The sequence below is a fragment of the Streptomyces sp. NPDC001153 genome, from assembly GCF_053598315.1.
Map to the genome: position 1 here is coordinate 1 of NZ_JBSFJZ010000091.1, position 14,385 is coordinate 14,385.

Sequence of the window (14,385 nt, forward strand, 5' to 3'; positions counted from 1 at the left end):
AACGATCCACGGCCGCGACTGACGTTTCCCCACGACCAGACCAACGAGCGGATAAGCCAGCAGTCACATGATCAACCACTTCTGTTAGGACTTCTAAGCGCTGCGGAGCGCGGTGGTGGCGATGTGCAGGAAGGCCAGGACCCGTGGTTAGCGGGTCGTGGTGGGGGGCACGAGGCAGGTTTCCTCGGAGGGTAGGTCGGTGACCGGGATATGGGTCAGGTCGGGGGCGGGAGTAGGTGCGGGCGACGCTCAGTGGGACCAGGGCGATGCCGTGGCCGGAGGCGATCAGCTCGAACTTCTCCTCCGCGGAGGTGGTGCGGCGGCGGGTCGGGGTGTCCAGGAGCGGCTCGCCCTCCAGGTCGGCCAGGGTCAGTTCTTGACGGCTCGCCAGGGCCCTGGCCGCCAACTACAACCAGGATTTCGACCTCATCGACTTCGCCCAGTTGCAGGCTGCCTCGGCCAGCTGGCTGCGCGGCTTCTACATCATGAGTGGGGCCGACCAGGGCAGCGTCGCGGACCAGCCGGGCATGCAGAAACTTCTGGCCGCCGCCGACCGGGGCTACGGCACGGTGCTGACGCTGAAGTTCCAGTACCAGCACCAGCCGCTGCCCGCACCCGGCAGCACGCAGATGTCATCCGGGCTCATCCCTCATGATCCCGCAAGCGCTCAACTCCGGGAACCGCTATCCGAAGACGGCTACGCCGTAGGAGCCCAGGGGCTTGTCAGCTTCGCTTCGCAGACCCTCTTCGGCACGGAGTGGGGCTGGATGCACAAAGTGGTCGACCTTCCGTCCACCACTTACCTCGGCATCGTCGCCGCGGGGCTGGCGCTCATCGTCGGCGGGGTGAAGATGCGCAAGACGCCCCAGCGCCAGAAGATCGCCTGACCGGCGGGCCTTTCAGCCCGCGACTAGCGAAACGGCCAGCTGGGACAAGCTCAACACCGTGCAGCAGTGGCTGTCCGAGCAGGTCCTCGGGACCGAGCCCGCGGCCGAAAACGAGAAGCCGCCCCCGCGCCGGAGCCAGGCCGACAAGTGGGCCGTCAACTACGCGGTCGCCAAGCAGTACTACCAACGCGAGGGACACCTTCAGGTACCGCGCAAGCACGTCGAGACGATCGTCGGCAAGGACCAGAGGAGCGGCAGCTCCGGATCGGGGCATGGACCGGGCACCAGCGGAGCAGGGCCGCGACGCTGTCCCCGGAACGCGTGGAGCAGCTCTCCAGCATCGGCATGCGCTGGGCGTAGAAGGCGGGTGCGATGCCGGAGGGCCCCACCGCCAAGTACGGTGGCGGCCCTCCGCCCGCTGGGGTGGGGTCGCACGCTCGGCGGCGAACGTCGTCTTCACGGACCTGGACTACACGGTCGACATCACCATCGAGGGCCCTGGAGCGAACGCTGCCCGTAGTCCGGGGACAACCAACCTCTCTTGGGCGCGGTACACCGTTCTCACTGATGGGTGGCGCATGGTCGGCTTCCTTCTTCATCCTCGCGGGTCTTCGCCCGGCCTCGCCGTGGGCCGGCGTCCCGTCATGCGGTGAGCAGGCGGTTGAAGAACGAACGGTAGTGCTGCAGGGCCCTGCGCAGATCTTCGGTGTTCGCCTGCTCGCCCCGGTTCCACTGGCCTTCCAGCTCGTGCTTCTGCTCGGCGAACGTCTCGGCCAGCTGCTGCATGACGTCGGCGACCAGGGAGTCGGCCGTGTGTACGGCGTCCTGGGGGTCGTCGACGAACTCGTTTTGGATCTCCTGCCACCGCTCGCGGAGATGCTCCTCTTCCTCCGGCGCGAGGAGGTGAAGAGTCTCGTCGCCCGGTGCTGCGGCAGCCTCGCGCTCCTGCCCTTCGGCAGTGTTTTGAGACGGGGCTGTGCCCTCGCCGGGGTAGACAGGCGCCTCGGACTGCGCCCGCGGTTCACCTCCGGTGCTGGCGCGGGGTTGGGCCAGGTCTTCGGTGGACAGTGCCCTCTCGGTGGGGTCCGGTACGTGTTCGCGTTCCATTGTCTCCTCCGTCCCTTCGTCCTTCAGGATCTGTCGGCAATCGCGGTGGTAAGCGGGTTCAGGCCCGGGCGTGGCGGGGTTGACCACCGTCGGAGAGCAGCTCTTCGAAGAGCTCACGGTAGTGCACCATGGCGCCGCGCAATTGCTCGGTCGTGGCCTTGTGCTGGGTGCTGAGTGTGTCGATCTCGTGGGCGGCCCGATAGTGCTCGAGGGTGCGGCCGTGCTCAACTGAAAGATCCTTCACGCGCTGCTCGTACTCCCCGGTGGGGTAGCCGCGCTCGTGCATCAAAGAAGTGACCAGACGATCGGCGTCATGCACGGCGTCGTCGGGCCGGTCCACGAATTCGTCCTGCACGCTGGTCCAGTCCCGGACATACCGTTCCCGCACGCTGCTGGGCAGCGGCTTGATGTCGAGAGAGTCATGGCGCCTCTCACGTGCGCTGAGCTCGCGCTCGGCGGCCAGCCTGTTGTCGGCGCCTTCGACTGTTCGTTCGTACTCGGGGCCGAAGCGTTCACGCAGGTGGCGGCGGCGCATGAGCAAGATGGTCGCCGTCGCGATGAGAGCGATCACCACTACGACGGGGATGATGATCTCTAGAAGTGTCCCTGTTGACATGCGGCCGAGCTCCCTTGTTTTGCCCGTTATGCACTATTTAGTACCTATGTGCCCCGCGCATTGCGGCCAAAACGGGTACGGCGCGCATCCCCACAGCGGCAGCGGGGGGCTTTCTCGGTCCTCTGAAGTGGGAGCCGGACAGCGTTGCAGGCGCTGGCTCGCACCCCTCTGCGTGCCCGATCGGGCAGTGACGAGCGAAGTCGCAGCTGGTCGTTGCTTTGGGGGACTCCCCCAGCGTCACCTCCGGCCTGCGCGAGCTGATACTCGCCCGCCTCGTCAAGAAGCAGCGCAACGGCATCTACCGCATCAACCCGATGCTGGCCGCCTACGAGAGGCCGACGGCCGCCCGGGCTGCCATCGACGCCATTGACCCTGCCGGCCGACTGGACGACCCGCACTTCGTCGCCCGCTACCACCAGGCCGTCGAGGACTACCGCGACCAACTCGCCCGCGAGCGCCGCAAGAAGCTGCGCGTCGCCTGACCCACCCGACCGACACACGGCGCCGCACCCGGGTGCGGCGCCCTTCCTGTGTCACGGACGGCATGGTTGTCCAGGCAGGCTCGGCCAACTTGTCCAAGCACGCTTGAGTGCCTGTTTCTGACCCCTTGATCGCCTGCGAAGTTGGGGTTCCGGAAGGAACGGAACAGAGAACTGGCGGAGCTGTCGAAACTCCTGACGAGACCTGAGCGGGCTCTGGTCCTGAAGATCCGCTGCCGAACCTGGCTCGTGTACGTGTTCAGGCAGAGCCCGTCTGGGACAGAGCCGCCTCCAAGGCCTGCCGGATGTCTGCGGACAGCTCTCTGCTGGCGGGCCAGCCGACAATTTGTCCGGCTATCTTCCGCAGTTTGATGTTCGTTGCCTGGTTAATCACCGCGTGCGAAATCACCGCTTCCTGAAGCTGGCCGATTTCCCTCTGCAACTGGCTGATCTTTCGAGCAAGCTCTTCCGGCCCAAGGTGGTCGGCGTCGAACTGTGAAGCATCATCGTGACCGTGCTCTGTCATCTTGGTCCTCCTGACAGGCTGCCCCCAGGCGTCCGACCGCGCGTGCCGGTGCGTCGATGCGGGCCGCTGAGCGGGCGACGGCGGTCGCCTCGCGCGCACCGAGCACGCACACCCTCTCTATGCGGCCGGGGTGAGTTCGGCGCGACCGAACAGCAGCGCGTAGTCGGAGGGAAGCTGGCGCAGGATGCGGGTGATGAGGTCGGGGCCGGCGTAGACCGTGACGGCGGAGAAGACCGATCCGGTGTCCCAGCGGGTGGCCAGGGAGGCGCCGGTGCGAGCGGCGAGCTCCTTGCCGAACGCCCAGCCACCCAGCGGCTGGGTGTCGAGGATTTGGGCGGCGCGGAGGCAGGCAGCTTCGAGGGGGAGGCGGGCGGCTTCCTCAGCCTTCTCACGGGTGGGGTAGGCACCTTCGTAGCGGACCTTCTCCAGCATGTGCTCGTACGCCCTCCCGTAGGGCTGCTGGAGTGGCGCGCGCCCGTCGGACATCACGGTGGTGGTTGCCTTTCTGTCACCAGGGTCTGTGGTGGCCGGTGTGGGACCACCAGGGGGTGTAGCTGGCCAGGTGGGCTGGGGGCGGCCGAAGAGGAGGTCGTAGCCCGCGGACAGCTGGACCAGGATCTCCTTGAGGAGGTCGTGGCCCGCGGCGTCGGCGACCGTAGAGAGGACGGCGCTGACGTCCCAGGCCGCGGTCTGTTCGGTGGTCGTCTCGATCCAGGCCGCGGCCGCCCGCACGAACCGCTCCGGGGGCAGCGGATCGGCGCTCTGCAGCGGGTTGAGGAGGATCAGGGCGAAGTCTTCCGGCAGACGCGCCGCCAGCCGGGCGCGCACCTCGCCGACCAGGTGTGCGCCCAGCAGGGCGAGCACCACGCGGGCCGCGCGTTCGGCCTCCTGCAGGGAGCCGTGTTCGCCGCGTTCCTTCACATGGTCGAGGAACGCTTCGCGTCGCACAGTCACGTCGGCCGCCACCTTTCCTCGGCCCACGGGGGGCGGGGGACGGGCGAGGGGGAGATCGGGTGCCCGTCCTCCGCCGCTGTCAGCCCTCGTCGGTCCGGCTCAGCCGGAGATCTCCCCGGTCCTGACCTCCATGCCCGGCGTCGGGGTCAGGACCGCAGCCCGCATCCTCATCAGCGTCGGCGACGGCAGCGCCCTCGCAACGGCCGGACACCTGTCCGCCTACGCCGGCCTGGCCCCGGTCACCCGTGCCTCCGGCTCCTCCATCCGCGGTGAACACCCCGCCCGGCGAGGCAACAAACAGCTCAAACGCGCCTTCTACCTCGCCGCGTTCGCCTCGCTCTCACAACCAGAGTCACGCACCTACTACGACAGGAAGCGCCGCGAAGGGAAGCACCACGGCGCAGCCCTGATCGCCCTCGCCCGACGAAGCATCGACGTGCTCCTCGCCATGCTCAGAGACGGCACCTTCTACGAGCCCCCGACTCCCACCACAGCTTGACGAAAGCCATAGAGGCACTTTTTCGCCCTGCCATGGGCGGAGTCGAGGACCACACGGGAGACGTCGACAAGGCCCGCATCGTCGAGCCGGTGCAGGACCGCTTCGTGTAGCCGGCCGCAGACGCCGGCCCTTGACCAGATCAGGAACCGGCGGTGGGCGGTCGACTTCGAGATGCCGAAGCAGGGTGGCAGGGCTCGCCAGGCACAACCGCTGACCAGGACGGTGCGCGAGGCGTGGTGGCATCCGTGCCCTGGTGCAGAGGTGAAAACGCGCCTCTGCTGGGCACAGTGCCGTACGCGGCCGGGACGCGGGTTTACCCTTTCGCCTATCCGGCGTTCGATCGGCCGCCGGGAGAATGTAGCGGGCCTTCCCACCGAAAGACAGGTCTTACCTCCGGAACAGTCGCCGGTGGCACCGTTTTTGCATCGTTCGGTGGCATCGCGCGTCGACGACCGGGAGCCTGTAATTCCTAATCGAATAAACAGTAGGACTATAGGACGACAGCATTTCACGCAGTCGCCGATTTCCCGCCAATCCTCACTTACCATAGTGACGGGAATTACATTTCTCTCCTATCTTGGCGGCCGTGACAGCACAACCACAGGAAGCGCTCGGCCGCCGGGGGTTCCTCGGCGCCGCTGCCGCCGTCGCAGCGGGAACCGCCGCCGTCGCCGTTCCCACCCCCGCTCGGGCCTTCGCGCCAGGCGCCGATGCCGCGCCCGCCGCGGTGGTCTCCGACACCAGTTACGACCTCGCCCGCATGATGCTGCTCGTCGGCCAGCGTGGGGAGGACTTGAAACTCGAGTACCTGCGCGTCCTGATCGACCACGGCCTGCCCCGGCCCGCCCGGCCCCGCCGGATCCTCATCGTCGGCGCGGGCATCGCGGGGCTCGCTTCGGCGCTGCTGCTGCGGGCCGCCGGACACGAGGTCACCATTCTTGAGGCGAACGGCAACCGCACCGGCGGCCGCATCAAGACCTTCCGCGGGATATTCGAGGACGAAACCCTCCACGCTGAGGCAGGGGCGATGCGCCTGCCGGATGTCCATCCACTCGTCCTGGCCCTCGCCGACAAACTCGGCGTGCGGCGCCACCTGTTCTACAACGTGGACGTGGCTCCGGGGGCACGGGCCCGCGGGACGGTGCCGCCCGTGGTCCATCAGTCCTTCACCGGTGAGCGCTGGTCCAACGGCGAGCAGACGCGATTCACCCCGCCCGAACCCACGCTCCGCACCCTCGTCCAGGTGAACGGCGACCGGATGACGCGCCGTCAGTACAATGCCATGCCTGCTTCGGTCAACGGCACGTTCGGCAGCCGCGTGACCACCACCATGGCCGCCGCGGTGGACAGGACGTTTCAGCCCATCACCGTGCCCAGCACGCTCCCCATCGGTGAGCAACTCGACCGCTGGGCTCGCGTCATCGCCACCTACGACAATTACTCCACCCACCGCTACCTCATCGAGCAGGGCGGATGGAGCCTCGCCGACGTCCAGGCCGCCGGAACGCTGGAGAACATGACCTCCCGGCTGCACTACTCCCTCGTCCCCGCCCTCATCGACCGCGCGCTCATCAATCCGCAGTCCCGCTACTGGGAGCTGGAGGGCGGCACCGCCACCCTCACCGACCGGCTCACCGAACGGCTGCGCGAAGTCATCAAGTTCGGCCGGCGCATGACCAAACTGACGCGCACGGCGGGTGGCGTGCGGATCGAGACGACCGCGGAGTCTGGCGGTGAGGACTCCTGCGACGGGCGGCCCGAACCGCCACGAGAGGTCTTCGAGGGCGACTACGCCATCGTCACCGTGCCGTTCTCCGCGCTGCGGTTCTGCCACTTCGAGCCCATGCTCTCGTACTCCAAGCGGCGAGCCATCACCGAACTGCACTACGACTCCGCGACGAAGGTGCTGCTGGAGTTCAGGACCCGCTTTTGGGAGAAGGGCTTGGGCGGCTTCACCGGCGGCGGGTGCTGTACCGACAGCCCCAATCGGTTCACCTACTTCCCCTCGTTGGTCGAGGGGTCCAGAGGCGGCGTTGTGCTCGCCTCGTACACCTGGTCCGACGACGCCATGCGGTGGGACTCGCTCACCCCGGGCGAGCGGTATGCCTTCGCACTGGACAACATGGCTCGCCTCTTCGGGCGCGTGGTCTACGACGAGTTCACCGGCCACGGAGCCACCCAGTCGTGGGCCCGGGCGCGGTACGCCCTGGGTGAGGCAGCGATCTTCACCCCGGGCCAGTTGCACGAGCACCACGCGGCCACCAGGACCGTGGAAGGCCGTGTCCACTTCGCCGGCGAGCACACCAGCCTCAAACCCGCCTGGATCGAGGGCGCTCTGGAAAGCGCTGTACGGGCGAGCCTGGAGGTCAACTCCCGCTGACGGGCTTCTCTGATTAGGGATATCGGTGGTGGAGGTGAGTGTGGTGAGTGCCGAGGAGCGGGCGGCCGGTGCTCACGGTGCCGCTCAGCACCGTCGTGCGGCGCGGTTGGCGCGGCGGGGGTGGGCGCGCGGGACGCCGCTCACCAGCACCGTGGTCGCCGTCGCGGTCGCGGCTGGGGTGGTCGCGGGCGGTGTCCTCGTGGGACCGGCCCTGGCCGCGTCGCGCCCGGGAGCGTTGCCCGGGGCTGGCACAGGCGGCGTCTGGGTGTGCGCGGGCGACGGGGACGTGCTGGAGGCACGCACACCCGGCGTTCGGGTACGGCTGGACGGCAACGGAATCCGCGTGCAGGACGGGCACGACAGACCCATCCCGGGCGATGACGCGTCCGCGGGCGACAGGCTGCCTTCGGCAGGCGGACCGCTCCTGGGCGGCGGGCTGGTCGCGATCGCACTCGGTGGGGCGTGCTGTCCGTGCCCACCGCCACCACCTTCCCCGCCACCCCCGCATTCCCCACCGTCTCCTTCCCCGCGTCCGTCTCCTCCCTCTTCGCCGCGCCCAGGACCGACTCCCCCGCCTCCGTGGACGGTTCCTCCGAGCCTGGCACCGCCCGTACGGCCGAAACCGCCCACGCCACCCGCCCCGGCGGCGAGGCCCAGGCCAGTGGCGCCGTGGTCGGCCGGGGCGCCACAGGAGCACCAGCCGTCATCCCGGCCCGCACCCCGGCCGGCCAGGCCGAGCGCGGCGGCGGTGCTGGCGGTGCCGGACGGGAACGCACCACCGTCCTCGGCGCAAGACGACGCGGCGCGGTGGTGGTTGCTGTCGATGGGGGGCGTCCTGCTGCCGTCCACGCTCGTCTCCTGCCTGCCCCGGCCGGGCGACCGCCGCCGGTGACGACACCGCATCTCCACGCTCTCCCCTCCGCTAGCTCCCTGGGGCCGCCATGTCCATGTACGTCATCTCGTTCCTGTCCACCGTCGGCGGCGGCGTCTTCGCCTTTCTGCTCGGCCGCGTGCTGGGCAGGGTCAGGCCGGGCGGCGACTCGTCCGACTTCAGCAGCTCGGCCGTTTCGCTCATCGGGGGTGTACTGCTCAGTTCCTTCATCCTCCTGACGGGCTTCCAGGTGGCGGGGAGCTGGTCGCAGCTGACCACCGCGCGATCGCGTACCTACGACGAGGCACGCGCCCTCACCGATACGTACTGGGCGGCGGGCGGGCTGCCGGTCAGCGACCGGGTGGCGGTCCGCGCGCTGCTGCGGCAGTACACGGAGGAGGCGCGCACCGTGGAGTTCCACGATCTTGCGCGCGGGCACACCGCCCCGCAGGCGTGGAGCAAACTCGACGCGGTGCGCGGCGCGATCAACGCCGCGGCGGCCACCCGACCGGACCAGCAGGCGGCCAAGGCCGCCGCGCAGTCCGCGCTCGCCACGGTCTATCAGACACGCGCCGACCGGGCGGCGCAGGTCAAGGCGGGGATGCCACTGATCGCCTGGATCGCGCTGCTGGTCGCGGGCGCGTTCCTGATCGCCTTCCCTGCGTTGCTCGGCCTCATTCCGTCCCCCCGCCACCTCGTCGCCCTCTGCTTCGTCGGCGTCGCGGTCGCCTTCGCCATTTGCTTCACCTCTCAGCTCAACCACGCCTTCCGCCAGCCCTTCGGCGTCCGCCCGGCAGCATTCACCTTCGCGGAGACACGCTTCCGCCAGATGGACGGCTACTGAGGTTTTGCGAGTTCGCCGATTCCCGGCCCGACCCCCCGTCCTGCTCGCCGCCCGCGGGGAGATGGGCGTGAGCTGCCCCGGTTCCGAGGAGTCCTTGAAGCCAGGTCTATGATCTGGGCGCATTTTGCGGCCGAACTCGGCCGTCTCCGGACGAGGCCGACCAAGTGATCGAGCACCTCAAGGGCGTGGGCCTCGGGGCCGGGTTCGTCTGCTGGGTACTGGAGCTGTCCGAATCCGCCTACTACCAGGCCAATTCGTTCGATGTGATCTTGCGAGATGCCGGCTTGTGTGGCGAGCGGGCTTGTCGAGCGGTTAGCGCCGGACGGTTTGTAGGGGCTCTTTCAGAGGGTGCTGGGCCTTCACCCGTGATGGTGGACACGCGTCTTTGATCACGCGGCGAGCGTGAGCTTAGCGGTGTGGTGTCGGCGTTCGTATTCGTTGGGGCTGAGGTGGCCGTCGGCGGAGTGCCGACGTCGGGTGTTGGAGCCGGTCAGCCAGGCGAAGACCGCTCTTCTGCAGGTGTCGGCGTCGCCGTAGTCGTGGGCGCCCTGAAGGGTCTCGCGTTTCAGGGAGGCGTGGAAACTTTCGCAGGCCGCGTTGTCGGCACTGGTGCCGACAACGCCCATCGACCGGGTGACCCCGAGCTGGTCGCAGAGGTCGGCGAAGGCCCTGGAGCCGTGTTGCGCCCCGTGGTCGGAGTGGAAGAGCGACCCGTCCAGCCCGCCGCGGGTCGCGGCCGCCATCTGCAAGGCATCCGACACCCGGGCTGGTACGCATGTGGTCGGCGATGGACCAGCCGACGGCTCTGCGACTGAAGCAGTCCAGGACGGTCGCGACATAGAGGAACTCCGCGCCCGCCAGCCGACGCCAGCACCTGCTGTCCCGGACGTGGCGCGCTGGATCGTCGGGCGCCCTGAGAGCCAGAGTGAGTCAGCCGGCCAGCAGCTCAAGGACCTCTGCACGCGCTGCGCTGACATTGCTGTGACCTGCCGACTCGCCCGCAGCTTCGCCTCGCTTCTGAGGCACCGCGACGGCCACCGCCTTCAGGACTGGCTCGCCGAGGCCGCGGCCAGCGAGATCACCGAACTCCACTCCTTCGCGAAGGGCTTGCGCCAGGACCTCGCCGCCGTCACCGCCGGTCTCACCATGGCCTGGAACTCCGGCGCGGTCGAGGAGCACGTGAACCGGATCAAGATGATCAAGCGCCAACACTACGGTCGAGCCGGATTCGACCTCCTCATGCGTCGCATCCTGCTCGCCAATTGACTTGTTCGGCGTGTCGGTTCGCCGCGGGTCAGGCCGACTCGAAGCTCGGTTGGACTGGGCCGATCTCACCAGCGGCAGCCAGTTCCTCCAGGTCTTCCGGCTCCAGGAACTCCAGGGCCTCCGGTTCAAGGCCGTGGTATCGGTCGACGTCGAGCAGCCGTCGCACGAACGAGAGGGCGAAGCTTGAGAACGGGCCGTCGAAGGTGCGGCAGCCCTCTTCATGGGCCATCGTGACGATCTTCCATCGGTTCGGGTCGGGGTCGCAGGGCAGGAAGAAGTGCTCGTCGCCGCTGTAGTCGTATCCCCACGAGATGAGCCCACCGGATTCGGGGTGGAAGGGGTACGGGATGTGCTCGGAGTCGCCGCTGCCGAGGGCCCTGGCTCGGCGCTCAGCGAAAACCTCATTGGTCTTGCGCATGCGCTCCAACAGCGGGCTGCTTCCACGAGGGTGGAAGACAACGAGTTCGCCGGAGATGACCCCGGTGCCGTAGGCGTTGAGAAACGCCTTGAAGTCACTGGGCAGAGCGGACCCTACATATCGCTCCACTTCGATCCAGTCATCCGGGTTGGACTGCCGGTGAACTGGCTTGCCCAGCAGGGCCCGCAACTCATCCAACGAGGACACGTACCGCTCCCAAGCCCCCAGTCACTCAACCTTCGATGGCACGAACCTAGTGGCCATCAACCTCGGTGACAACGCTCAGCCTTCGCTGTCACAGGACACCGGCGTTCACGGAAAGTGCTGAAGAGCCAGAAGGAAATGGCTGTTGACAAACGACCGGACCGACGAGCCCGAGGATGCGGGTCGCGGCGTTGCAGCCGGGCCAGGGTAGACGAGCGCTGGCGTCGACGGGACGTCAGCTGCCTCTGCAAACCGCGAAGTTCAGCGGCGGTTGCCGCACGCGGCGGGTCGGGAATGGAGACTGCCGCAGTGATCCTGTCCAGATCTCTTCCACTTGCGTTTCCTGGACTACCAACTGTTGCTCGGCCTGCCGAAGCTGGTACGTCGCCTCCCATTTCCTGCTGACGGGCCTGCTCCAGCTGCCGCTCCAGCTCGTACCGCACCGAGGCCCGCCGCGGCCTCCACCCGATGGCTCTGGGTCGTTCCCGGTCGCCGCGTTCCGGGGCCTCCTCGGTCTCCAACGCGGCGATGTAGAACTCGTAGGCACTGTCGCGTTCCTGCTGTGGCACCCTGCGGTCGCGGCTTCACGGGCTTCGTGGAGGGCGTCCAGCCACTCCTTGGGCGGCAGGCCCTCACCCGGCAGCAGCCGCGACAACCGCGCGTGCTCCGTCCCCAAGGCCTGCTCGGCATCCCGGCGCAACGGCCAGGTTCCATCCACAGCCTCCCGGGCGTACCCGGCCCACTTGCCCACCGCCGTCTCCAGTGCTTCGGCAGGCGGCTTCCTACGGGGCCGACCACGTCTGCGCTCCCCCTGCTCTTCGTGCGGTAACGCCATCAAGAAAATCCTCGAAATCGCTGCTCAGAGCCGTTGGTGCGGCTTTCGCACAAACTCCCGACCTGCGCATGCTCTCAGACGTCAGCGGCCCGGGACCGGGGATCCATCCCACCCGTGCCCGCCGCGAGACATCTCCCTCGAACCGACCCGACTGGCGGCCGACCATGACCACGGCACCTTCCACCCGCGGCCAGGAACGCACACACCACGCGGCACCGCGCCGGCGCCAGTTGTCCCGCAGGCTGTCTCGCACCGCACTCAGCGGACTCGTCCGCGGCACCGCCACCGCTATCGGCACCGTCCTCGCCGGCTGGCTCACCGCCTGGGCCCGCGAACACCTGTGAGCCCAGGGCGAAGGCCTGCCCACCGAGGAAACACTCACGGAGCTCGACCACCATGGCCGGGAAACGAACGACAGCTCTCACGCCTCGATGACTCCGTCAGCTACGCCACCTGGATCTGACCCTCACTCCCAACTCTGCGAACGTAAGCGGGTGGTCGGCTCACCTGGGCCGACCACCCCTTCGGGACTCCATCTGTCCGGCGCGATGCGTTCGATTGCGGGGGTACGGCGGGCGGCAGCGAGGAGTGCGGTGACCCGCGCAGTGTCGGTACCAGTGATGGTGGCGATGCGGTCGATGCTCAAGCAGAGGTCGTCGTGGAGGAGCACGGTGTCCTCAGCCGGTGAAGGGGTGCGGCCGGCACGACGGGCAACGGCTCGGGTGTGTTCTTCCCAGGCCCAGGCGGAGGGGCACTGCTCGGTCATGAGCCAGGTCCAGTTGCTGGCGACGAGGTCGAAGAGCTGGGTAACGCTGAGCTGGGCTTCCTCTTGTGGGAGGCGCGCGGTCGCGTAGGCCTGGTAGGCCGGGCGGTGCAGGTCGTAGAAGGCATAGAAGGCGGTTGTGAGAACGGACGCAGCGGGCGGTACGGGCTTCATGGTCCTTTCCCCTGATGGGCGAGCAGATCAGCTGAAGGTGGCGGTGGGGCCGTTTTCAGCGGCTGCCTGAGCGCGGCGCCACAGAGGCCGGGTGATGTTGGGCAGGCTCTGCAGGAGGACGGTGAGTCGGTCGATCACCGGCCAGTCGGGGACGCCGGGGCCGTACAGCGCGCGGTCGAGGTCATCGGCGCTGATCGTGTGCTGAGCGGCGGCGAGAATGACCCCAGGGTTTGGTGAGGCGAGCGCATAGTGCAGGCCCTGCATATAGGTGTGCAGATACCGGACCGGGTCGTCGGCATTCGAGGGCTGGACGGCAGCGGCCGCTTCCCACAGCGGCTTCATCAGCTCGGGGTCACCCCCGCATACATCGCAGATGACATTGACGTACCTCCAGGAGACTTCGCGTTGGTCGGAGAGCATGCGCGAGACGTAGGACTCGTGGACGCCCATCGGTTCGCGAGTTCCCGCCGACGGCGGCCGGAGCCTTCCTTCATTCGGGTGAGGGCGCAGGCCAAGAGCTGACCCGGGGGGCGCAGGATCGGCGTGCCAGCGGCGGCTGCCGTGGGATGGGCGGGGGTGACCGGCTTGGGCCGTTAGCGGGCGGCCAGGTCACGGTCGACGGAGGACGGGTCGTATTTCTTGCGCAGCCGGTCCTCGGTGCGCCTCACGATCGGCTCGAGGTCTGCGAGCGGCTCGCCCTGGGCGCGCTGGCGGACGACGACGACCCCGATCGCCTCGTCCACCACGTCCCGGAGGCTGACGAGAAGCTGAAGGAGATCGGTGTTCGGCGTGCCCACCCGGTACGCGCTGAGCAGCAAGGCTTCGGAGACCACGGCAGTCCTCTGTGATGTCGCAGAGCGCCTCGGTGCAGCGGGTGGCGCGGGCTGAGTCGACCGCCGGTGCGGAGCGGGCGGGCCGAGGGGTGCCGTCGGCCGTCTGGACGTTGGAACGAGTGGACATGAGGGACCTCTTTCGGGGGTGCTGGGCGGGTATCTGTACCGGCCGGCCGCAGACGGCCGGCCAGAACTGGAGCGGGTGGGACGCCAGCGTCGGCTCGCGCCCCGTTGGTCGGCGACGCGCTTGCCAGGGCGGGCGTAACCGCTGGCAACGCTCCCTCGCTCGCGAATGCCCTCCTTCACGATCACCCCTTGTGGGAGCCGGCACGATGGTCGCTGTCCTCGGCCTCCCCGCTCTCCGGAAGCTGGGACCCCGCTCCCGGCATCCTGTACTGCGACAAGCCCGGCAGCCCGCGGTGCGGAGTCCGCCTCACCATGGGCATCACTCGAGACCAAAGCCAGCGACTGGCCAGGGCGCTCGGCACCTGCTCCACCCCATGACTTCTGGGACAACCTTCATGAGTCAGACGCAAGTACCGACAGACGCGTTTCCAGAACTCCTCAACACGAGTCCTCCAGCCTCGAACCGTCGCCCAACCGCACCGCCTCACTGACGGACGCGCCGGGCGAAGTGAACCGCTCCGGGTCTGATGGAGGCTCGATTCCCTGAGAGGATCGAGTCATGGCCCGTCCGTCCCCTTATCCTGCCGAGCTGCGTGAGCGTGC

14 protein-coding genes and 4 pseudogenes are annotated in these 14,385 nt (G+C 68.2%); 7 read left to right on the forward strand and 11 right to left on the reverse strand.

Features of this window, described 5'->3' with window-relative positions; all coding sequences use genetic code 11:
- The first annotated feature begins 443 nt into the window (after nt 1–443).
- Nucleotides 444–887, forward strand: coding sequence for a hypothetical protein (locus ACWDEN_RS46645; protein WP_450864125.1), 444 nt, complete (start codon nt 444–446; stop codon nt 885–887).
- Between the two features lie 642 nt (nt 888–1,529).
- Here the strand turns inward: ACWDEN_RS46645 and ACWDEN_RS46650 are convergent.
- Together ACWDEN_RS46650 and ACWDEN_RS46655 are read right to left on the reverse strand one after the other, a co-directional pair.
- Complete coding sequence (locus ACWDEN_RS46650; protein WP_351601926.1) at nt 1,530–1,994, reverse strand: hypothetical protein; 465 nt, start codon at nt 1,992–1,994, stop codon at nt 1,530–1,532.
- A 58-nt stretch (nt 1,995–2,052) separates the two neighbouring features.
- Complete coding sequence (locus ACWDEN_RS46655; RefSeq protein ID WP_351601928.1) at nt 2,053–2,610, reverse strand: hypothetical protein; 558 nt, start codon at nt 2,608–2,610, stop codon at nt 2,053–2,055.
- A gap of 218 nt (nt 2,611–2,828) precedes the next feature.
- On the opposite strand from ACWDEN_RS46655, the gene ACWDEN_RS46660 reads away from it, so the two are divergent.
- Complete coding sequence (locus ACWDEN_RS46660; RefSeq protein ID WP_351601931.1) at nt 2,829–3,092, forward strand: hypothetical protein; 264 nt, start codon at nt 2,829–2,831, stop codon at nt 3,090–3,092.
- A gap of 256 nt (nt 3,093–3,348) precedes the next feature.
- On the opposite strand, the gene ACWDEN_RS46665 is transcribed toward ACWDEN_RS46660, so the two are convergent.
- The 3 genes and pseudogenes from ACWDEN_RS46665 to ACWDEN_RS46675 form a co-directional block, all read right to left on the reverse strand.
- On the reverse strand, nt 3,349–3,615 hold the full coding sequence (locus ACWDEN_RS46665) for a hypothetical protein (RefSeq protein ID WP_351601934.1): 267 nt from the start codon (nt 3,613–3,615) through the stop codon (nt 3,349–3,351).
- A 117-nt stretch (nt 3,616–3,732) separates the two neighbouring features.
- Nucleotides 3,733–4,104, reverse strand: a complete 372-nt coding sequence (locus tag ACWDEN_RS46670; RefSeq protein ID WP_351602329.1) for a DUF2267 domain-containing protein — start codon at nt 4,102–4,104, stop codon at nt 3,733–3,735.
- A gap of 72 nt (nt 4,105–4,176) precedes the next feature.
- Nucleotides 4,177–4,569, reverse strand: a pseudogene (locus tag ACWDEN_RS46675) (DUF2267 domain-containing protein); the annotation flags it as partial.
- 109 nt (nt 4,570–4,678) lie between these two features.
- On the opposite strand from ACWDEN_RS46675, the pseudogene ACWDEN_RS46680 reads away from it, so the two are divergent.
- A pseudogene (locus ACWDEN_RS46680) lies at nt 4,679–5,068 on the forward strand (transposase); the annotation flags it as partial.
- Nucleotides 5,069–5,085: 17 nt separating this feature from the next.
- Here the strand turns inward: ACWDEN_RS46680 and ACWDEN_RS46685 are convergent.
- Nucleotides 5,086–5,289, reverse strand: a pseudogene (locus ACWDEN_RS46685) (transposase); the annotation flags it as partial.
- A 365-nt stretch (nt 5,290–5,654) separates the two neighbouring features.
- Between ACWDEN_RS46685 and ACWDEN_RS46690 the strand changes: the two are divergent.
- Entirely contained in the window at nt 5,655–7,448 is a 1,794-nt protein-coding gene (locus ACWDEN_RS46690) for a flavin monoamine oxidase family protein (RefSeq protein ID WP_351601937.1), read from the forward strand.
- A gap of 941 nt (nt 7,449–8,389) precedes the next feature.
- Nucleotides 8,390–9,163 carry a bestrophin-like domain gene (locus ACWDEN_RS46695; RefSeq protein WP_351601940.1) on the forward strand — a complete coding sequence of 258 codons (774 nt, stop codon included), beginning with the start codon at nt 8,390–8,392 and terminating at the stop codon, nt 9,161–9,163.
- Between the two features lie 389 nt (nt 9,164–9,552).
- On the opposite strand, the pseudogene ACWDEN_RS46700 reads toward ACWDEN_RS46695, so the two are convergent.
- Nucleotides 9,553–10,012 (reverse strand): annotated as a pseudogene (locus tag ACWDEN_RS46700) (DDE-type integrase/transposase/recombinase); the annotation flags it as partial.
- A 39-nt stretch (nt 10,013–10,051) separates the two neighbouring features.
- Here ACWDEN_RS46700 and ACWDEN_RS46705 point away from each other — a divergent pair.
- A complete protein-coding gene (locus ACWDEN_RS46705; protein ID WP_450864128.1) occupies nt 10,052–10,429 on the forward strand; it encodes a transposase in 378 nt (125 codons plus the stop codon).
- A 28-nt stretch (nt 10,430–10,457) separates the two neighbouring features.
- On the opposite strand, the gene ACWDEN_RS46710 is transcribed toward ACWDEN_RS46705, so the two are convergent.
- Nucleotides 10,458–11,054: an SMI1/KNR4 family protein gene (locus ACWDEN_RS46710; protein ID WP_351601946.1), complete on the reverse strand. Its 597-nt coding sequence runs from the start codon at nt 11,052–11,054 to the stop codon at nt 10,458–10,460.
- 996 nt (nt 11,055–12,050) lie between these two features.
- Here ACWDEN_RS46710 and ACWDEN_RS46715 point away from each other — a divergent pair.
- Nucleotides 12,051–12,230, forward strand: a complete 180-nt coding sequence (locus ACWDEN_RS46715) for a hypothetical protein (RefSeq protein ID WP_351601949.1) — start codon at nt 12,051–12,053, stop codon at nt 12,228–12,230.
- Between the two features lie 122 nt (nt 12,231–12,352).
- Here ACWDEN_RS46715 and ACWDEN_RS46720 read toward each other — a convergent pair whose 3' ends face one another.
- The 3 genes from ACWDEN_RS46720 to ACWDEN_RS46730 all read right to left on the reverse strand — a co-directional run bounded on the left by ACWDEN_RS46720 (nt 12,353) and on the right by ACWDEN_RS46730 (nt 13,656).
- Complete coding sequence (locus tag ACWDEN_RS46720; RefSeq protein ID WP_450864131.1) at nt 12,353–12,823, reverse strand: hypothetical protein; 471 nt, start codon at nt 12,821–12,823, stop codon at nt 12,353–12,355.
- A 27-nt stretch (nt 12,824–12,850) separates the two neighbouring features.
- Nucleotides 12,851–13,273, reverse strand: a complete 423-nt coding sequence (locus ACWDEN_RS46725; RefSeq protein WP_351601955.1) for a hypothetical protein — start codon at nt 13,271–13,273, stop codon at nt 12,851–12,853.
- A 143-nt stretch (nt 13,274–13,416) separates the two neighbouring features.
- The gene (locus ACWDEN_RS46730; RefSeq protein ID WP_450864133.1) at nt 13,417–13,656 is read right to left on the reverse strand and encodes a hypothetical protein; all 240 of its coding nucleotides are present in this window, start codon (nt 13,654–13,656) and stop codon (nt 13,417–13,419) included.
- Nucleotides 13,657–14,385: the final 729 nt, after the last annotated feature.